Annotated in this window: 18 protein-coding genes; 1 reads left to right on the top strand and 17 read right to left on the bottom strand. The window is 40.2% G+C overall.

Annotated features, from left to right (window positions below):
• Positions 1-242: 242 nt before the first annotated feature.
• The 9 genes from Q4443_RS01640 to eno all read right to left on the bottom strand — a co-directional run bounded on the left by Q4443_RS01640 (position 243) and on the right by eno (position 8,309).
• A complete protein-coding gene (locus tag Q4443_RS01640; protein ID WP_049518728.1) occupies positions 243-746 on the bottom strand; it encodes a hypothetical protein in 504 nt (167 codons plus the stop codon).
• A 284-nt stretch (positions 747-1,030) separates the two neighbouring features.
• Positions 1,031-1,573, bottom strand: coding sequence for a ClbS/DfsB family four-helix bundle protein (locus Q4443_RS01635; protein WP_303407855.1), 543 nt, complete (start codon positions 1,571-1,573; stop codon positions 1,031-1,033).
• A gap of 125 nt (positions 1,574-1,698) precedes the next feature.
• Positions 1,699-2,613 (bottom strand): peptidase, encoded by a 915-nt coding sequence (locus Q4443_RS01630; RefSeq protein WP_303407854.1) that lies wholly within the window; start codon positions 2,611-2,613, stop codon positions 1,699-1,701.
• Between the two features lie 167 nt (positions 2,614-2,780).
• The gene (locus Q4443_RS01625; RefSeq protein ID WP_002893287.1) at positions 2,781-3,179 is read right to left on the bottom strand and encodes a hypothetical protein; all 399 of its coding nucleotides are present in this window, start codon (positions 3,177-3,179) and stop codon (positions 2,781-2,783) included.
• Positions 3,154-4,065: a phosphodiester glycosidase family protein gene (locus Q4443_RS01620; protein ID WP_049518735.1), complete on the bottom strand. Its 912-nt coding sequence runs from the start codon at positions 4,063-4,065 to the stop codon at positions 3,154-3,156. The genes Q4443_RS01625 and Q4443_RS01620 overlap by 26 nt, the downstream gene beginning before the upstream one ends.
• Positions 4,062-5,105 carry a bifunctional glycosyltransferase family 2/GtrA family protein gene (locus tag Q4443_RS01615; protein ID WP_049518736.1) on the bottom strand — a complete coding sequence of 348 codons (1,044 nt, stop codon included), beginning with the start codon at positions 5,103-5,105 and terminating at the stop codon, positions 4,062-4,064. The genes Q4443_RS01620 and Q4443_RS01615 overlap by 4 nt, the downstream gene beginning before the upstream one ends.
• A 191-nt stretch (positions 5,106-5,296) precedes the next feature.
• On the bottom strand, positions 5,297-6,133 hold the full coding sequence (locus tag Q4443_RS01610) for an AraC family transcriptional regulator (RefSeq protein WP_049518738.1): 837 nt from the start codon (positions 6,131-6,133) through the stop codon (positions 5,297-5,299).
• A 203-nt stretch (positions 6,134-6,336) separates the two neighbouring features.
• On the bottom strand, positions 6,337-6,831 hold the full coding sequence (locus Q4443_RS01605; protein ID WP_000031485.1) for a YkgJ family cysteine cluster protein: 495 nt from the start codon (positions 6,829-6,831) through the stop codon (positions 6,337-6,339).
• Between the two features lie 173 nt (positions 6,832-7,004).
• Positions 7,005-8,309: a surface-displayed alpha-enolase gene (gene eno / locus Q4443_RS01600; protein ID WP_000022821.1), complete on the bottom strand. Its 1,305-nt coding sequence runs from the start codon at positions 8,307-8,309 to the stop codon at positions 7,005-7,007.
• Between the two features lie 162 nt (positions 8,310-8,471).
• Here eno and Q4443_RS01595 point away from each other — a divergent pair, with 162 nt between their 5' ends.
• Complete coding sequence (locus tag Q4443_RS01595; protein WP_049479321.1) at positions 8,472-8,918, top strand: DUF1694 domain-containing protein; 447 nt, start codon at positions 8,472-8,474, stop codon at positions 8,916-8,918.
• On the opposite strand, the gene Q4443_RS01590 is transcribed toward Q4443_RS01595, so the two are convergent.
• From Q4443_RS01590 to pulA, 8 genes are all read right to left on the bottom strand, one after another.
• Complete coding sequence (locus Q4443_RS01590) at positions 8,915-10,030, bottom strand: glycerate kinase (RefSeq protein ID WP_049479322.1); 1,116 nt, start codon at positions 10,028-10,030, stop codon at positions 8,915-8,917. The two genes, Q4443_RS01595 and Q4443_RS01590, sit on opposite strands and share 4 nt — an antisense overlap.
• A gap of 9 nt (positions 10,031-10,039) precedes the next feature.
• A complete protein-coding gene (serB, locus tag Q4443_RS01585; protein ID WP_049479323.1) occupies positions 10,040-10,684 on the bottom strand; it encodes a phosphoserine phosphatase SerB in 645 nt (214 codons plus the stop codon).
• A gap of 58 nt (positions 10,685-10,742) precedes the next feature.
• A complete protein-coding gene (glgA, locus tag Q4443_RS01580; RefSeq protein WP_049518740.1) occupies positions 10,743-12,176 on the bottom strand; it encodes a glycogen synthase GlgA in 1,434 nt (477 codons plus the stop codon).
• Positions 12,173-13,312 (bottom strand): glucose-1-phosphate adenylyltransferase subunit GlgD, encoded by a 1,140-nt coding sequence (gene glgD, locus Q4443_RS01575; protein ID WP_000687048.1) that lies wholly within the window; start codon positions 13,310-13,312, stop codon positions 12,173-12,175. The genes glgA and glgD overlap by 4 nt, the downstream gene beginning before the upstream one ends.
• A complete protein-coding gene (locus Q4443_RS01570; protein ID WP_000787250.1) occupies positions 13,302-14,444 on the bottom strand; it encodes a glucose-1-phosphate adenylyltransferase in 1,143 nt (380 codons plus the stop codon). Before Q4443_RS01570 ends, glgD begins: the two co-directional genes overlap by 11 nt.
• A 157-nt stretch (positions 14,445-14,601) precedes the next feature.
• Positions 14,602-16,497 (bottom strand): 1,4-alpha-glucan branching protein GlgB, encoded by a 1,896-nt coding sequence (glgB, locus tag Q4443_RS01565; RefSeq protein ID WP_303407852.1) that lies wholly within the window; start codon positions 16,495-16,497, stop codon positions 14,602-14,604.
• 272 nt (positions 16,498-16,769) lie between these two features.
• Entirely contained in the window at positions 16,770-18,194 is a 1,425-nt protein-coding gene (locus Q4443_RS01560) for an NADP-dependent glyceraldehyde-3-phosphate dehydrogenase (RefSeq protein WP_049518742.1), read from the bottom strand.
• 197 nt (positions 18,195-18,391) lie between these two features.
• Positions 18,392-20,677, bottom strand: a complete 2,286-nt coding sequence (gene pulA, locus Q4443_RS01555) for a type I pullulanase (RefSeq protein ID WP_049518744.1) — start codon at positions 20,675-20,677, stop codon at positions 18,392-18,394.
• Between the last annotated feature and the right edge of the window lie 61 nt (positions 20,678-20,738).

Raw genomic sequence — 20,738 nt, 5'->3', positions numbered from 1 at the left:
ACAAGTTTGAACGAAGGTAAAATTTTGTATAGCGATGACATCAAACTAACTTTTTTCCGCTCAATTAGTAACTTCAAGTTCAATACTCTAGAAAATCCTTTGTAAGCAAAAAGTTTCAAAGAATAGAAATTTGTTGGGCATTTAGTTTTCTTCCTGAATATTCATTAAGAACATTATAATATAAATGAAAATTTGAAGTTAACATTGTTTGAATAACTTAAACTCTCCAATACTACACTCCCCTACCCCAACTCCTTGGCTATTCTGCTTTTTTCTAGTTTTCCCTTAGTAATTCGTTTCCATAAAACAAGTGGGTTCAAACTATAAGATAGGCGTAGGAGGAAATAATTAACCCATTCGATAAGGGCAAAAAGCTGTATTAGTGTGGCTATAGTAGCCACTTGGAAACTCTGTGTATTCCATACAATAAAAGGAAATCCTGAAATAAGTAAAACAAGGTCTAGTGTTCTAAAACCAGCATATAGTTTGGGGACACTTCCACTACCAAACTGGGGATTCGACATTCTTCTAATCAAAATCGCCCAGTAGATTGAACCTTGAAGCAAAATAAATGTCAGTAAAGACAAAGGATAGAGAATGGTTACTAGACTATTCCAATCAGCAAGCCGATTTTTCAAAAGGAAAAAACAAAACCAAAGGGATAGGACGGCTGTGAACTCTCCCAAACAGAGGGACACCAACTCTTTTCTAACTTTCTCTTTTTGTATGTTCATCATATCCCCCATCTATCTATCATCCTATATCAGAAAAAAGCCATTCGAACCAGTTTATAGTCAACATTTCTCAGAATAAAGGCATTCTAAGCATCGAACAGCTTAATTCCTTTAATATCAATGCAATTCTAAACTTAGAATTGCTATAAAATAAATGTTTTAGGGCTATTCTAAGTCTATGATAGCCTTAAATTTTAATTTTTGAAGGATTCTAAAGCTAGAATAGCTCAAAAATCACGAGATTGAAGCTATTCGAAGCTTAGAAGAACCTTTTCTAAACTTCATTATCAATTCATCTAGTTGCTCTTGCAATTTTTCTGATGAGCTTTGAGTTTTTTCAGAGCCCAATCATAGTGACTGGAGGTGGCACTCACAAAGTAGGAGCCTAGACTTGTCCCACCCGTCCATTTATAGATACCTTTGGTAAAGAGTTGGTCATTGCTGAAGCCTTCCATCAACTCTAAAACCTCTTTATGCGATTGATTGAGGAGTTTGGTCGCTTCTTCTAAGGACGTTCTCTGGTGCTTCTTCCAAAAAGCGACATTCATTTCTCCATAAGTTTTCCAATTATAAGGTTCGGGGAGAAAAGGTCGTTCATGTCCCTTTTGATTAGAATCTACCCAAGTCAAAAGTAACTGATGCCATTCATAGAGATGGATCAGAACATCTCTTAGATTTTTATCTCTTTTCCAGTGAGCTTCTTTTTTCTTTTGCTCTTTTGAAAAATCAAAAGGAGTCTGTAGCTCCTCTTCACTTAACTGAGAAATTAGGAGATTAAGTTTTTCATAGTTTTCCTTAGAGGCTAACACTAGCTCCTCTTTGGTTTTTGGTCTAGTCACAGGATTTCTCCCTTCATTTTCTAGTAGGTTAAGGTGTTTTCTTACTTCATTATACCATAATCAAAAAGCAGTTCTTCATTTTACGAAAAACCGCTTTCACGAACTATTTTTTATGCTTATAGTCACTACTTTATATATAAATCTTTAAAGAGACCATCTACTTCTGCTATCTGACAGAGCAAGCGGGATAGTTCTTGGTAGTCTTCTTTTAAACACGAAAGGTGGGCTTGGCCAAATAGAGTAGCCAACTCCTCTTTTAATCTTGCCCCTTCTGGATCATGAACTTTTAAGAACTTACTGAGATAGAGATTTCGAACAGCCGCAAGTTTGAAGCTGAAATACTGATGCAATTGTTTTTGCTCGGTATTTAAGCCGTTTTCAGCAACTGCTTTTGCATAGAATTCCAAAACACCGCTTTGACCATTCAGATATCGGGTCTTTATTATCTTTGCTGTTTCCTGATAGATTTCAGTCTGACTAGGACTCTTGACCTTCTTAAAATTTCCCCACATGGAGTAAGCTCCACGCTTATAGTCAATAGTCTCTGCCTTCCAGGCTTCTAATATGTCATTAAAAGCAACCTTCATGCAGGCAAAACCAGCTGGATCATGCAAATAGAGGTGCTGATGATCAATGCCATACACGGTTACGAAGTGATCCACACCATAAAGGATTGTGTGATTAGGATTGTAGGTCAGATGGCCCATATCAAGAGGTCCCAGTACGACAGGTCCATTGGACAGAAAGGTTTCTAACTTTCCTTTAATCTCTTCCAAATCTACTTCAGTTCCATCTTTTAGATAGAAATCCTCATAGTCAAACCCAAGTATTTTTAAGGAATGGGAGATGGAAAGATCTGGCATTCCGTTATCAAAGAATACTAGAGGGTGCTGGTCATCTTCCTTTACGATACTAGCGCCATTTCCCATTACCATGATTGCCTCTAGAAAGTCTGCTTTAAAGTCATAGCCATAGCTAGCCAGTGCCATTGCCAATGAATAGCTATAGCAAAGTGACACATCTCCAAAATACATCTGCATATTCATGCCTCCTTATCTTCTATGGGACTATTATACCGAGAAAACTATTCGCATGCCCCATAAAATCCAAACAAAAAATATGGGTATTTGTGATCTATAGTCATGAACTTCAATAAGAAAACTGGCTGTTTCTCTCAACAACCAGTTTTTAATTTTTAAGCTAATTTTTAACTGTTTTTCTTATGAAAGAAAAGCGAGGCGATAGCCAAAATACCAAAGGCTAGGCCGACATACCAGTAAGGTTGATCTAGGGTCGTTGAACGACCTGATAGATTGACAATTCCTCGAAAGAGCATTCCAGTTGTTAGGACTGCAACTGCCGAGTTCCACAAGTTTAGGCTGATTCGTCCTAGGTTTGGCATGATTTTCAACAACAATGCCAGAACGATGCCTCCTAGTAGAGGAACTGCAAAGAGATAGTGCATATGAAGCGACGTCTCCCCAAAACTAAGGGACTCGTAGATACGGCTAAATGCAAAGAAGAAAATAGTGAGAAGACTATAGCTAACGAGTGTCTTTTTGAGGCGTTTGTTTTTGATTTTAGTAACCGATGTAGACAATATCACTCACCGCCCTTTCTGATATCTTGCTTCCACCTGTAGTCGGTTTATTGATTACCTGACCGTTAAAGTAGAGAGTTGAGGATCCACCACCATCAAGGTTATAGGCTGTCTTCACTCCGTAAGATTTCATCACTTCTGCCATCTGGTAAAGAGACAAGCCCTTGCTTTCAGAGGTTCGACCATCCGAAACGATGATGATGTAGTGATTTTCATCGATAATCCCGATAGCTGTACGAGGATTCGATGACATGGCTTGACCGACTTCTGTATTGGTATCAACAGATATTTCTCCATTCTCAACTAGAGACGGACCAAATGCCAGTAGATTGACGACACCGTCCTGAACCAACTGATCGGCTGAAACTTGGTCCTCGTAGATGATTTTAAAGGAGCCGTCCTTGTAAATGGCAAGGTCACCGTTACTAGCGTCTTCACGGACACTGTCCCGATAGACAACTTCATTACGGATAACATAACCAGAACTATTGGCTCCATAGTAGTCACCGTTGACAGCTAGAATAGCATTGTTTTCAGCAGCCGTTACAGAGGTTTTAGCTGTGACGTTGGTTCCATAGGAGTTTTGAGCTAGAGCTGTTTTTAGATAATCCGATGAACTGAGGGTTATATCTGCCACATAGACTTGCGTTTCATTCACAGTCTTTTCAGTGAGGGTGACACTGATATTTCCATCTGAATAGCTAGTATCCGTCACTTGAGCATTTTTTGCTGCCTGACTTGCTGCTGCGGTGTTAGAGGTTGAGCCGGTATTAGATACAGTGGAAATCGTTTCAGCGAGTACAAAGGTCTTCAACATCGAATAGGTAAAGGAGCTTGTCAGGAGCAAGCCCAAGACCGAGGCGTATAGATAGGGTTTCTTTAAAACTTTCATAATGGGCTACAAGTCCTTTCTTTGAAAATAAAGCGAGTTTGAACTGTCCAAGAGAGAATAAAGAGCATGATTCCGACAAGAATCTTCGCAATCAGCAAATTGACTCCAAGACCCGAATTAAAGAGGCGAATCAGGATGGTGTCCAAGATAAAGAGGCCAACAGCTAGTCCAAAATAGCCTGATCCTGTTTTAAAACTGCTCGCCTTGTTCTTGAAGACCAATTTTTTGTTGGTAGAAAAGTTAAAGATGGAGCTAGTCACACGTGCCAAACCATTTGAGAGGAGAACACGCAAACCTGTCGGAATAAAGCTCAAGCATAGAATAGAGAGAGCGTAGACCACATAATCTACGATAAAACTACTAAAAGACGAGAGCGCAAACTTTAAAATATTTTTATAAATCATCAATCCATCTCGAATAGGCCGGAAGTGAGAAGCCTCATTGTCGTTGATATAGACTGTTTCAATCGGAACTTCTAAGATTGGGTAGACTTGACTTGCTTCGAGGAGCATGTTCATCTCATATTCATACCGTTGTCCTTCTATCTTAAGCATAAAGGGGATCATATCCGTTGAAAAGGCACGTAATCCTGTCTGTGTATCGGATACAGCGACACCCGTTTGCAGTTTAAACAAGATACGAGTCAAGCTGTTTCCAAAACGACTACGCAAGGGAACCTTGCCAGTAAAGGCACGGACACCAAGGACAAGTGTATTAGGATTTTCATTTGATTTGGTCAAGCTACGAAAGATGTCCCAGATCCTATGCTGGCCGTCTGCATCTGCTGTAACCACAGTCCCTGGCTTATTGAGAGACTGAATGTACTCAAAGGCTGTTTTCAGAGCTTGCCCTTTTCCTTGATTGCCCTGGTGGCGAAGGACCGTCGCAAAATTCGCTGCTCGAGCAAAAATGTCTTGGCATTCTGCTGAACTTCCATCATCAATGACAATGATGTAAAAATCGCTCTTATTGTGAATCTTTTCAATCAATTTGATGAGATTGTAGTCAGGTTCGTAAGCTGGAATAACTAGATAGTTCATATTTACACCTCTTTCTTTGATGATTGAAAAAGTATACAAGTAAATGCTTAAAAATTCCTTATACTTAAATTTAAGTAAAATCAATTTTATTGTTCTTCTCATAAATTCGTACAATCAAAGAAAGAAAAACTCTGTAAAAGCTATCTTTTACAGAGTTCGATTTGCATCTTTATAAAATGTCAGAAAATTATCTAGTTCTTAATCACTGGTATCCAGAGTTCCATTTGATAGTCTGGTGACGACATGTCTCCTTCAGTATAGACTTCAAAATCTGGCGCTCCTGAGTGGCGATAACCAGTTTCAGGGAAAAAGACCTCCAAAACATATTTCCAAGCATGGTGAATGCTAGCTGGTATAGGACCTTTGACTGGAACGATAGCATATTCAGCGGCTGGGACATCTTTGATGGACAGACCTAGTTCTTCTGCTTTCGCTTTATCCGTCACATCATAAGCAGCCATATAGTTGATGATTTTACCTTCTTTGACATCCGAACAGATGCCGAAGGATTGGCCACTGCCTAGACTCTCTAGGCTTTCCAAGCTGTGATTGTTATAGAGATTCTCCCAAGCAGACGGGCATTTGCTATTGTCAATAGCTTCCAATAGGACACCTGCAATGGTAAATGCAGGCTTCTTTTGAATCTTGATATCCATGTTCTTTCCTCCTGTAATCTTTAAGGATAATTGAAGTCTAGGAAAGACCCGATAAGGTTTTCCATTTCGAACTTCTGAGGGGGTCGCACCATGGAATTTCTTGAAGGCTGAGCTGAAGGCATCGGCAGACTCATAGCCGTATTTCAGTGCTATATCAATGACTTTCTCAGAGCCTTCCCGCAAGTCCATCACAGCCTCTGACAACCTGCGATTGCGCAAGTATTCTGCTAATGTCATATCTGCTAGGATAGAAAATAGCCTGCTAAAGAGAGGGTAAGAATAGCCCGATAGCTGCTGAAATCTTTTCATATCCACTTCTCTAGTCAGTTGCTGCTCCAAATAATCCATGGTTTGATTGAATTGATGCATCATATTCTTCTTTTCTTACCTCCACAAGATACAAAGGTCGTTAAAAGCAAAGTGAAAATAGGAAAATTAACGCTGGTTCTTCTGATTCTAGGTAATTTTATCTTTGTCACACAGCTTTTAGACCGTGTTCAATTCTATCTATAGTCTATCAGATATCAGATACTTTCGCCCTAGAATATTTGTACAAGATTTAAAGGTACATATTTCTATAACTTATCCTTTAATTTCTCAACAAAGAGATAGGCTGCTGGGCAGGTCAAGGTATTCTTAATCGTCAAATGGTTGATTTGATGGATCTTTTTACGATCTGTATGAGGAAATTCACGACAAGCCTTTGGACGAACATCATAGATAGAGCAGAGATTGTCTCCTCCTAGAAAGGGGCAAGGCATGGATTTGAAAACCTTGTCTCCATCTTCATCCACCTGCAGAAATTCCGCTTCAAAAGCTGGTAATTTCATCTTAAAGTACTTAGCAATACGGGTAATATCGGCTTCCTTAAAGTCAGGCCCCAATGTCTTGCAACAGTTAGCACAAGCCGTACAATCAATCTCAGCAAAAACTTCTTGGTGAATTTGCTGGGCTAGCTTATCTAGATTTTTTGGTGGCTTTTTCTTTAGATTGGCTAAAACTTTGCGATGTTCCTTCTGCTTTTGCAGTGCTAGTTGGTGGTAATACTCAATATCAATTTCTTTAGACATAGTTTCTTTCTAATACAAGTTTTTTGTCTATTATACCATAAACTATTTTCTATTTTTTACCTTTGCATACAAAAAAGCCCTTCGAATAAAATTCGATGGGCTTCAAACCTTGTTCATCAAGAGACAAACTTTTGAATTTCAAGGTTCGGGATAAAATAGTTCACTGAACTAATTTATTTTTTCAAGTTGTAGAATGATTTCAATCCACGGTATTCAGCTACTTCACCAAGTTGGTCTTCGATACGAAGCAATTGGTTGTATTTAGCGATACGGTCTGTACGTGAAAGTGAACCAGTCTTGATTTGTCCTGCGTTAGTTGCAACTGCGATGTCAGCGATTGTTGAATCTTCAGTTTCACCTGAACGGTGTGATACAACAGCAGTGTAACCAGCTTCTTTCGCCATTTCGATAGCGTCGAAAGTTTCAGTAAGAGTACCGATTTGGTTAACTTTGATAAGGATTGAGTTAGCAGCACCTTCTGCAATACCTTTTTCAAGGTAAGAAGTGTTTGTTACGAAGAAGTCGTCACCAACCAATTGAACTTTACCACCAAGACGTTCAGTAAGAGCTTTCCAACCGTCCCAGTCGTTTTCGTCCATACCATCTTCGATAGTGATGATTGGGTATTTGTTTACCAATTCTTCAAGGTAGTCGATTTGTTCTGCAGCAGTACGTACAGCAGCTCCTTCACCTTCGAATTTAGTGTAGTCGTACACTTTACGTTCTTTATCGTAGAATTCTGATGAAGCACAGTCAAATCCGATAAATACATCTTTACCAGGAACATATCCAGCAGCTTCGATCGCAGCAAGGATAGTTTCAACACCGTCTTCAGTTCCTTCGAAACGAGGAGCGAATCCACCTTCGTCACCTACGGCAGTTTCCAAACCACGTGATTTAAGGATTTTCTTAAGTGCGTGAAAGATTTCAGCACCCCAACGAAGAGCTTCTTTGAATGATGGTGCACCAGCAGGTACGATCATGAATTCTTGGAAAGCAATTGGAGCGTCAGAGTGAGAACCACCGTTGATGATGTTCATCATTGGAGTTGGAAGAACTTTAGTGTTGAAACCACCAAGGTAGCTGTAAAGTGGGATTTCAAGGTAGTCAGCAGCAGCACGAGCTACAGCGATAGACACACCAAGAATTGCGTTTGCACCCAATTTACCTTTGTTAGGAGTACCGTCAAGTGCGATCATAGCACGGTCAATAGCCTGTTGGTCACGTACATCGTAGCCGATGATAGCTTCAGCGATGATGTTGTTTACGTTGTCAACAGCTTTTTGTGTACCAAGACCACCGTAACGAGATTTGTCACCGTCGCGAAGTTCAACTGCTTCGTGTTCACCAGTAGAAGCTCCTGATGGAACCATACCACGTCCGAAAGCACCTGATTCAGTATAAACTTCTACTTCAAGTGTTGGGTTACCGCGTGAGTCTAGGACTTCGCGAGCGTAAACATCAGTAATAATTGACATTTTTTACTCTCCTTTGAGTTAAATTTTTTACACCTCTATGATACCTTAAAAATAAGCGTTTTTCAAGAAAAAACGTTATCTTTGTGCAAATTTTCCTTAACTTTATAAAGTAATCGCTTTCTTTTGTCTGTTTTCTTGCGATTTTTGTGATATACTGTTTTTATGACAGATTTATCAAAACAACTACTAGAAAAAGCTCATGGTGGGCCCAAATTAAACCCTGACGAACAACGTCGCTATCTCGGCACTTTCGAGGAAAGAGTTCTTGGCTACGCGGATATCAGCACTGCCAATAGTTCTGAATTAGAACATGGATTTTTCTCTATTTTAGAGGGTTTTCAAGAAAAGGTAGAGGAACTTTTTGTGAAAATCTCACCAAATATCGAGTTTGACAAACAGGTCTTTTACTTAAAACAAGCAAAGGAAAGTAACTGTCAGGCGACTATTGTTTCAGATGATCATATCACCTCTCCTTATGGCCTTGTCATTCACACGAATAAACCTGTTCAAGTGGACGAGAAGGACCTCAGACTTGCTTTCTCAGACCTCTGGGAAGAGAAAAAGGCAGAGGCTCCTAAAAAATCTATCTGGAAAAAATGGTTTGGTTAATCCTTTCTCAAATTTAACAAACGACCAATATTAGTAGCTGTGTGCCCCAAATAGAGACTTGCATTTTTCAGACTCTCTTCTAAAGGTTCACTTTTCTCTAAAATGGAAAAGGCTGCTTGTATATTTTCGAATGGTAGGGGAGGCAAATCGTCAGCAAGACTACCACAAATAGCAATAACTGGAACTCTGTTAGGGGTTCTTTTTGCTACGCCGATAGGAGCTTTTCCAGCAAAGCTTTGACTGTCCAGTCTGCCTTCTCCAACGATAACCAAGTCGGCACCTGCAACTTTCTTGTCAAAGTCTATCAAATCCAGGCAAGTATCAATCCCAGATACGATACAGGCCTCAGTAAAAGCATATAGCCCAGCAGCAATCCCACCACCAGCTCCTGCTCCCTTCAGAGATAGGGTTGAAGGCGAGAATTTTTCATAAAACTCCTGTATGGCAAAATCTACAGTTTCAAATAAACTGGGATCCAAGCCCTTTTGTTTTCCAAATGTATAGGTCGCTCCTTGATGACCACATAAAGGACTCACGACATCTGCTATAATGCTAATTTTCACATCTTCAGGAATCCTATACAACTCACTGTCTGAAACTGACTCGAACTCAAGCAAAGTCTGACCGCAAGCTGGTAATTCCTTTCCATTCTTATCATAAAAACAATAACCCAGACCAGCAGCAATGCCTATCCCACCGTCATTACTAGCCGTACCGCCAACGCCGACATAGATATCTTTCATTCCTTGATCAATGAGATGGCGAATCAATTCTCCGATACCGCGAGTTTGGATGTGGAGAGGGTTTCGTTTCTCCTGCGGAATCTTTCCAAGACCAACCAAGTCAGCAACTTCGAAGAGCGCTATTTGATCTTTTTGAAAGTAGCGCATTGATTCTTTTAGCCCAAAAGGCCCCGTCACCTCTTGCCATTTTTCTTCGAGTTCAAGAGAATGGCGAATAGCATCTACAGTTCCTTCCCCACCATCACCTACAGGGCAAAGCAGACATTCTACATCTGCTATTGACTGTTCAAAACCCCTTTTTATAGCTTGAGCGACCTCTTCTGCCGTCAAACTTTCTTTAAAAGAATCGGGTGCAATTACAATTTTCATAGTTCCCTCTCATTCTAAGAAATCAATCAAAGGTAGAACTTCCAAAAAATCCCTCGTATCTACATGACAAGCTATCTCGGATTTTACGACTTCTTTGGCACAAAATGCAATACCACGTCCTGCTGACTTTAACATCAAGAGGTCGTTAGCCCCATCACCAATGGCAATCGTTCTTTCTTTGGGAAGTTTCAGTTCTTTTTTCCATTTCTCAAGAGTATCTTGTTTTACTTGACCTGTCACAATTTCACCAACTAATTTTCCTGTTAAAAAACCGTCTTTGACTTCTAACTGGTTGGCAGAGAAATAGGAGATACCAAGGGATTCTGCTAATCTCTCAACTATTGGTGCAAATCCACCAGACACTAGACCGACTAGGATGCCCTTCTTTTGAAGTATGGAGATAAATTCTTGGGTATTCTTGGACAGATGAATGGATTTGATGACAGTATCAAAGACCGAAACCGGAAGGCTTTTTAACAAAGCTACCCTCGCTCGTAAACTTGTTTCAAAGTCCAATTCACCTCGCATTGCCTGGCTTGTAACCTGCGATATTTCTTCTTCACAACCTGCTTCTTTTCCTAAAAGATCAATCACCTCTTCTGCTATCAGGGTGCCGTCAACGTCCATGACACACAAGCCTTTTACTTGAGACATAAGCTTTCCTTTCTAAACAGCCCAAAAATCGTATGAAAGAATCATACGATTTTATCTATTAGTTGACTAAACTATGGTACAAGTCCAGGTAAGATTTGCAGGCTGTATCCCATGAGAAATCACATTCCATAGCTTGTTTTTGTAGATTTCTCCAAACTTCCGGCTGGTACTTATAAACATCCAAGGCTGTTTGGAAACTCCAGTTAAGCCAGTATGGTGTTAAATTATCAAAGCTAAATCCAGTTCCAGTTCCTTCGATCGGATTGAAGGATTGAACTGTATCACGCAAACCACCAACCTCATGAACCAATGGTAGAGTTCCATAGCGCATCGCCATCATTTGAGACAAGCCGCATGGTTCAAAACGACTTGGCATGAGGAAGAGATCACAAGCTGCGTAGATTTCTTGAGCAAGTTTGACATCAAAAGTGATATTTGCTGATAGCTTGTCAGGATAGACTTGAGCAAACCAAGAGAAGGAATGTTCAAAAGCCGGGTCACCTGTTCCTAAAAGGACTATTTGAACGTCCTCCTGTAAGAAACGATGCAAGCATTCTACCACAACATCAAAACCTTTTTGGCGTGTCAATCGAGAGACAATCCCAACTAGTGGAACATCTGCTCGCACAGGCAACCCAACTCTCTCTTGCAATTTTGCTTTGTTTTGAGCTTTTCCAGACAAATCTTCCTTATCAAAATGATAGTCTAAAAGTGGGTCTGTTTGAGGATTATAAAGATCTGCGTCAATACCATTAACTATACCTAAAACCTTACCTGACTCCATCCGAAGAATCTGGTCCAAACCGCAGCCAAACTGACTGGTCATAATCTCGTGCGCATAGCTAGGAGAAACGGTTGAGACACGATCCGCGTAGAGAATCCCTGCTTTCATCCAGTTGAGACAATCATTCCAGCGAAGGGTGCCATCAGCATAGCGTTCAAACCCAACACCGAACAAATCCCACAACATTCCTTCAGAAAATTGACCTTGAAACTCCAAATTGTGAATGGTTAAAACTGTTCTGATTCCTTGATATGCTTGAATCCAATGGTACTTTTCTTTTAACAAGAAGGGAATCATAGCTGTGTGGTAATCATGAACATGGAGAAGGTCAGGAATAAAGCCGATGCGTTCAATGGCTTCAAGAGCAGCCAGTTGGAAAAAGGCAAAGCGTTCACCATCGTCAAAATCCCCGTAAACATGACCGCGGAAGAAATAATATTGATTATCAATGAAGTAGAAGGTAACCCCATTCAAGACCGTTCTTTTAATACCACAGTACTGTCTACGCCATCCTACACTAACTTCAAAGTGGAGAACATCCTCTATCTGGTCACCAAACTTAGCTTCTACCATATCATAGTAAGGCAAGAAAACTGCAACTTCGTGCCCCGCTTTTACAAGTGATTTAGGAAGTGCGCCAATGACATCGCCCAAACCACCTGTTTTTGAAAAGGGGGCTCCTTCTGCCGCTACAAATAAAATTTTCATGAATAAATGTCCTCTGTTACTGTTTCACCCTTCTTAACTACAACTGGATGCTCTGCTGTTCCTCGAATGACAACACCGTCCGCAACTTCAACACCCTTGTCCAAGATAGCATATTCAACTTGGGCACCTTGACCAATCACAACTCGAGGGAATAAAATGCTGTCTTTCACCACACTATCTTTATGAACATAAATGTTACGAGATAGAACTGACTGAACTACTTCACCCTCAATGATACTACCAGAAGCAAACTGAGAACTTCTTACTTTTGAAGTATTCGCATAGTAGGTTGGTTCTTCATTCTTAACTTTTGTATAAATCTTTTGATTTGGTGAGAAAAGAGAGTAGAATTTTTTAGATTCAAGCATATCGATGTTTGCTTGATAATAGGACTGAACAGAATGAATGTTCGCTAAGTAACCTGTGTATTCGTAAGCAAAAGCTCCTTCTTTTGCAGCTAAATCACGAAGAACATAGCGTAACTTTTCAGGATATTCTTTCTGAGCCTCTTCTTCAAGTCGTTCAATCAACCAAGGAGTGTCCACAACAAAGATATCTGTAGACATGTTGAAGAGTTCATCCGTAGATTTATTATCAAAGAGTTTGTGCGAACGAACATGGTCAGTTTCATCGATTTCCAAAATAGCATTCACATCTGAAATGTCTTTCTTTGGAAGTTTCTTATATACAACTGTGATCGGACCTTTTGTTGTATTGTGTAGGTGGAAAACTTGATTCAAGTCAATATTCACCAGCACATCGCAGTTAATCGAAACGGTTTGGTTTGAACCTGAACGTCTCAAGTAGGTGAGAAGCTGTTGGTAATACTCTTTTCCAACTGTACTACTTTCAACACGAGTATTGTAAATTCCTAGATAGTAGTGACTTAGAAGGGTTGACAAGCCCCATTCACGACCTGAACGGATATGGTCGAAAACTGAGCTGATATTATCTTGTTGGAAAATACCAAAGATACTACGAACACCTGCATTTGCAAGACTGGAAAGGGGGAAGTCAATCAAACGGTATTTCCCACCGAAAGGCAAGCTAGCTACCGGACGGTGTTCTGTTAACGTTGACATATCATGAAAACCAACTGTGTTTCCTAAAATGGCTGAATATTTATCAATCTTCATCTGTTGCTACCCCCACTACTTCATTGTATCCTACTACTTGTACTTCGTCAGTTCCGTCAATTTCTACGCCGTCTGCAATAATGGCACCCTCACCAATGATGGCACGAGTAATCTTTGCTCCATGCCCAATAATAGCTCCACTCATGATGACAGAATCAACGACCTCGGCACCTTCACGTACTTGTGCTTCTGTTGAAAGAATCGAACGTTTAACAGTTCCATCTACAAAACAGCCATCCACAACCAATGAATCTTCAACATGTGCATGCGCACCAAAGTAGTTTGGTGGTGAAATCAAGTTTCTTGAGTAAATTTTCCACTGACGATTGCGACTATCCAAGGCGTTTTCTGGCGAAATGTACTCCATATTGGCTTCCCAAAGTGACTCAATCGTACCAACATCTTTCCAATAGCCATTAAATTCATAAGCATAGACACTTTCACCAGACTCGAGATAGTTAGGAATAACGTTCTTACCGAAGTCAGACATATCGACGTTGCTCTTTTCAGCAGCTACAAGCATATTGCGAAGCCGTTTCCAGTCAAAGATATAAATCCCCATAGAAGCCTTTGTAGACTTAGGTTGCGCAGGTTTTTCTTCGAATTCAACGATACGGTTATTGGCATCTGTATTCATGATACCAAAACGGCTAGCTTCTTTGAGAGGTACGTCTAGGACAGCTACTGTCAAACTGGCATTGTTATCCTTGTGGGACTGAAGCATATCATCGTAGTCCATCTTGTAGATGTGGTCACCAGAAAGAATCAAAACATACTCTGGATTAACACTGTCGATGTAGTCAATGTTTTGGTAGATAGCGTGACTAGTCCCTTCAAACCAACGGTTTCCTTCGCTGGCTGAATAAGGTTGTAAAATAGAGACACCTGAATTGATACCATCCAATCCCCAGCTAGAACCATTTCCGATATGGTTATTCAAAGCAAGAGGTTGGTATTGCGTAATCACACCAACATTATGGATTCCAGAGTTTGCACAGTTAGAAAGAGCAAAGTCAATGATACGGTAGCGCCCACCGAATTGCACTGCCGGTTTGGCAATGCTTTGAGTGAGTTTTCCGAGACGTGTTCCTTGCCCACCCGCAAGGATCAAAGCTAGCATTTCATTCTTCATTTTCTACTCCTTTATAAAGACATGTGAACGTTAAAATCGAAAGAAGGTCGGAAGTCAAACTTTTTATAAAAATAATAGGAAATCCATTTCTCTTGTGTTTCAAGTCCAATACAAGTACATCCGTTTTTAAAATCTAAAAAATATCATCAACAGCTCATTATTCTTTTTTCCTAGCTGGTTTCAAACGACGCTTGATCTTCCAGATGCTTGCTCCCATGGCAGGCAAGGTAAAGGTCAAAGTCTGCTCATAATCCTTCCATAAGCCTTCTTGAGTCTGAACTGTTTGATTGTGCTCTTTCCACACACCTCCCCATTCTTCTAATTCTGTATTCCAAACTTCTTCGTAAATACCTGCAACAGGTAAACCAATCGTAAAGTCCTTACGTTCAACTGGTGCCATGTTAAAGACACAGACTAACATTTCGTCTTTCTTGCCCTTACGAATAAAGGGAAGGACACTCTGATCTCTATTATCAGCATCGATAATCTCGATACCATCATAACTAGTATCAATTTCCCACAGACAGCGATTGTCTTTATAGAATTGATTCAGTTGTGAAGTGAAATGCTTCATCTTGGCATTCATCGGATCTTCTAGATTAGACCACTCCAACTGCTCCTCGGACTTCCACTCGAGGAATTGTCCGTACTCACTACCCATGAACAAGAGTTTCTTACCTGGATGACAAATTTGATAGGTGTAGAGGTTGCGCAGACCTGCGAACTGATTGTAGCGATCCCCCCACATCTTGTGCATCATACTCTTTTTGCCATGAACCACTTCATCGTGTGAGAAAGGTAGGAGATAGTTTTCATTGAAAACATACATAAAGCTGAAAGTCACAAGATTAAAGTCATACTTGCGATAAATCGGATCTTCCTCGTAGAAACGGAGAATATCGTTCATCCAGCCCATATTCCATTTATAGTCAAACCCAAGGCCGCCCATTTCTTTCATACCAGTAATCTTTGTTGCTGATGAACTTTCTTCTGCAATCATCATGATATCTGGATGAGCAAGCTTGATAACGGTGTTCAAACGTTGAAGGAAATAATAACCCTCGTAGTTAAGGTTTCCACCGTCTTTGTTTGGAGTCCAAGGAGCATTATCATAATCTAGATACAGCATATTGCTCACTGCATCGACCCGAATACCATCTAAGTGGTAAAAATCAATCCAAAATTTAATACTTGAAATCAGGAAAGACTGGACCTCATTTTTCCCGAGGTCAAAATTCAGCGCACCCCAACCATAGTTATGAGCCTTGTTGTGGTCTTGGTATTCAAAAGTTGGTGTACCGTCATAATATGCCAAGGCATCATCATTAATAGTGAAATGACCTGGAACCCAGTCTACGATAACACCAATGTTATTTATATGACACTCTTCAACGAAATCTTGGAATTCCTCAGGTGTACCATAGGAATGTTCAAAAGCAAAGTAACCCATAAGTTGATAGCCCCAGCTCAATCCAAGTGGGTGAGCCATTAAAGGCATGAACTCAATATGTGTATAGTTCATCTCAACTAAGTATGGAATCAACTCGTCTTTCAGTTGAGAAAACGTATAGGGACTACCATCTGGATTTCTCTTCCAAGACCCTGCATGAGCCTCGTATATATTAACTGGTCTCTTGAAAAATCCCAGACGTTTGCGACGTGCTAACCAAAGGCCATCTTTCCATTTCTTTTCACGGATATTGGTCAGAACTGCTCCTGTACCCGGTCTAGCTTCAAAATAAACTGCCAATGGATCGATCTTCATAATCTGGTGACCATTTGCACGCGTGATATGATATTTATAAATCTGACCCTCATGGGCTTGACTTGTAAAGACTTCCCAAACACCTGCTTCATTACGAACCATGGGAATCTGATTCTCAACCCAATCGGTAAAATCACCAACTAGATGAACTGCTTGTGCATTTGGGGCCCAAACCCTAAAAGTATAGCCTATTTCTCCGTTTTTCTCCTCTCTATGCGCTCCTAAATAATGCTGGAGGTGAAAGTTCTCACCTGTAGTAAAGGTTCTTAATGCTTCTTGATTATTCATTCAATCCCCTTTCTTTTGTAAGCGTTTTCTATAATTCTATTATACACTCTTTTAAGATAACTTTCAAGTAATTTACGAAGGAAATCATATTTTTTTATGAAAGCCTTCAAAAAATTACCTAGCATTTTAAAAAAGATATCCAGAAAATAGAACACGAAACAATTTCCATATATTTTTTTATTATAATACCAGAATATTCGTTTTTTATCAATTTTCTACTGTATTTTTTTAAAAAAAATAAAATCAGGAAGTTATTTTCCTGATTTTATAAATTATTTCACATCAAAAACAATGGATTTAACATTTGTCATCGCTTCGATACTATATTTAATTCCTTGAACTCCTGCACCAGAACCTTTTACACCAAGGAATGGGAAATTATCTGGTCCACGTTGTGTTTTATTATTAATATGAACGGTACCCACTTCAAGTTTTTCAGCAATTTCAAACGCCTTCTTAAAGTCATTTGTAAAGACTGAGGATTGAAGGCCGAACTCCGATTCATTAGCAATTTCAAGTGCTTCATTGGCATCTGCAACTCGAATAATTGGGAGAACAGGTCCAAATGGTTCTTCCCAGGCTAATTTCATATCTCTTGTGACATAATCAAAAAGTCCTGGCCAAATGAGATTATTCTCACGTTTGATTGGGCTGAGCGCTTTGGCTCCTTTTTCCTGAGCATCTTCAATTAATCCCCAGATGAAATCAGCTGAAGCATTATCAATAACAGGTGTGATATCTGCATTGTCAAATGGATCACCGATAGTTAGCTTAGCAACTTCAGCCTGGAGCAATTCAGCCAATCTGTCTGCTACGCTTTCCACAACCAAAACACGTTTGATAGCGGTACAACGCTGACCAGAGTAGCTAAAGGCACCACCTACGATTTGCTTAGCTGCATTTTCTAAATCTGCATCTTCTAAGACAATTGCTGCATCTTTCCCACCAAGCTCCAGCATAATCGGGCGCATACCAGCCAAACGACCGATACGCTCACCAATCGGTGTTGAACCTGTAAAGTTAATGAAGTTCACTTCCTTGTGTTCGATGATGTAGTCTCCGATTTCAGAACCACGTCCAGTGATGGTGTTAAAGACACCTGCTGGGATTCCTGCTTCGTCAAATGCTTTAGCCAGCAAGAGACCAGAAATAGATCCTTGTGTTGGTGGTTTAAACATAACGACATTTCCTGCAATCAATGCCGGAGCAATCTTAGATCCAGAAAGGTTGACTGGGTAGTTAAATGGCGCGATAGCTAACACCACCCCAACTGGCTCACGACGAACAACGGCTAGTTTATTTTTACTTGCAGCTTCAAAACCGCCTCCTTCCATTGCTTGTCCAGTGATACGGAGACCTTCCTCAGCAGCAAAACGAATCAATTCTGCTGTACGTACTACTTCTCCAATGGCTGCTTTAATCCCTTTTGCAACCTCTTTGGCAAGAATGGTACCAATTTTTTCTTTATCGCGTTCCAAAATGTCTGCTGTCTTATGTAAATAGGCTGCACGCTCAACGGGTGCTAAATCACGCCATGCTGGGAGAGCTGCACGCGCAGCTTTCATAGCCTCATCTACTTCAGCCTGACTCATAGCAGGTACTGTCCCCAGCTTTTCCTGATTGATGGGAGAATAGATGGCAATTTCATTCTCTGATGATTTCCATTTTCCATTCACTAAATTCTGATAATTTGTCAAATTCTCTTCCTCCTGAAAATGATTAAAACTTATTTTATCAAATTTTCAGAAAATTACAACCCCTTTTTAGAAAATATTGATATTTTTTTCACAAACTTGATTCTTCAAATTATTTGAAATTTATTCCTATTAGATATTGGTTTTTCAATAAAAACCAAAAAAGGTCTAGATTTAACTAAACCTTTTTATGGCATTTACTATGAAAGTACCTTCAAGACTGCAACGCTGATATCATCAATCACATTAGACTCTTTAGAACGACTATTGGACACCAGCATTTCAAGATTTCCCGCATTTTCAAAGTAGAAGGAAGTTCCCTTGGCATTGAATACCACCAATAAGTGCTCTGATGCGCCGTGAATTTCGTAAACAATCCACCCACTATTTTCAGCAGCTGTATGGACGAAGACATGGCGATAAACTTCTTCGTATGTAGGATAGGAGAAAGCACGCGTTTGTGTTTTTAGGCGAATAATCTGACGAATAAAGTCAATGCTCTCTTGTCTCTCATTGATTAAATCCCAGTTGACCTGGTTGACACTATCTGGAGCATTGTAGCTGTTCATGGCCCGTTCTCTATCTGCCGCAGTCAGCTCGCCATTTTCTCCAGTAGCAAGGAGTTTGGTACGACCAAATTCTTGCCCCAGCTCTATAAAGGACATGCCTTGCATAAGAATGCTCATCGCTGTTGCTGTTTCGACCTGTCGCATAATCTTATCTGAACTGTAATCTGGATGAAGGGTTACTAACAAATCATGCAAGTTGTAATTATCATGGGCTTCCACGTAGTTAAGAACTTGGTTTGGACTAAGATATGAACCCAACTCTCGGCTACCAAGAATAGCTTTGGCTACAATCGGTTCTGTAGCTGCACCACTAACAAATCCTGCCTTGATTGAGCCATAAACTTCTCCTCCTTTGATGGCATCACGCTGATCATCATTGAAGAATCCAATATTTGGCATCTGGTAGGCATTGTCCTTCTTGGCCTTGTCATAAGGTGCAAGACCGGTCCCCATATCCCAACCTTCTCCATAAGTGATAATCCGAGGATCAACTTCATCCAGTGCCCAACGAATTGCCTGCATGGTTTTGACATCGTGAATTCCCATCAAGTCGAAACGGAAACCGTCAATATTGTATTCTTTTACCCAATAAAGGAGTGAGTCAATCATATACTTGCGGTACATTTCATGTTCGCTTGCGGTTTCATTTCCAACACCTGTGCCGTTTTGGAAGGTTCCATCTGGATTCATACGATAGTAATAATCAGGAACAGTTGTTTGGAAAGGTGCATCAACCGTTGAGAAGGTATGGTTGTAAACGACATCCATAATGACACCGATTCCCGCATCATGATATGCCTGAATCATGGTCTTGAGGTCTCGAATAACCTGTCCTGGATCATCTGAATTGCTAGAGAAACTTGGTTCTGGCGCATTGTAGTTTTGAGGGTCATAACCCCAGTTATAGGTTACATTTCCATCCTCGTCATATTCCTTATGGCGATCAAAGATTGGTTGGAGCTGAACATAATTACAGCCGAGTTCTTTGATATAGTCAAAGGCTGTTGCTTGACCATACTGGTTAACCGTTCCATTCTGGGCAGCCCCAAGGAAGGTCCCTCGAAGGTTTTCTGGAACTCCAGATGTCGGTGATTTTGTAAAATCACGAATGTGCATCTCGCAGATAACGGCTTTACATGGGTTTTCCAAACGCCAAGGAGCATCTGTCCCATGTTTGACTTCAAATCCATCTACTTGTCTCTCTTTGTGTGATAGAATAACAGAACGTTTTCCGTCAGGACTGGTTGCAATTGTATAAGGATCTCTTGTCAAACTCTTGTGATGAGGGAATTCAATCTGATACTGATAAGCCTTGCCAGCAAGATTTTCATCTAAATCTAGACCCCAAACACCAATGGTATTGTACTTATGACTATATGAATAGCTATTCCCACGCTCGAGATTAAAGGTTTTCCAAATCGGCGCGTCGTTACTTGTATTTTCATAAACGACCACTTGGACTGCTGTAGCGGTTGGAGCCCAGAGTTTAAAGCTTGTCTGGTAGTCTGAGATACTATAACCCAACTCTCCTTGGTATCCCCAATGATGATCAAAACTTTCACTGTGAAAAGCTTTATCAAAAGCAAACGGGTTTCGATCTTTATAGAAAGGACTTGCAATGGCAGGATTTTCAGAATAATAAACCGTCTCATCACCATCTAAGATCCAAACCTCAGTCAACAGTGGATAATAGTTAAACCGTAGGAGATAGTCTTTTGTCTTACCATCTATTTCAGCAGAAAAGGTCAAAGTATCGAGCCTTTCTGCACTTGTGACTGTAAAGGAGAATTTTGCTCCAAAATAGTCATTTTCATAATACAAATTTTCTTTAACATCTGCCTGTTTTCTACTGAATGAACAAGCATCATAATCCCCATTTTTTCGGTGAAAATGGATGACTACTGGGTATCTATACATTTCTTTTCCTAATTTCTAATTTCTAATTTCAAGTTTAATTTTTAAGTCATGCTGAAGAATT

It is taken from the genome of Streptococcus sp. GP0011 (genome assembly GCF_030546305.1).
GTDB lineage: Bacteria > Bacillota > Bacilli > Lactobacillales > Streptococcaceae > Streptococcus.
The sequence above is the reverse complement of the archived record's forward strand: the minus strand, read 5'-3'. Positions and strand labels throughout refer to the sequence as shown.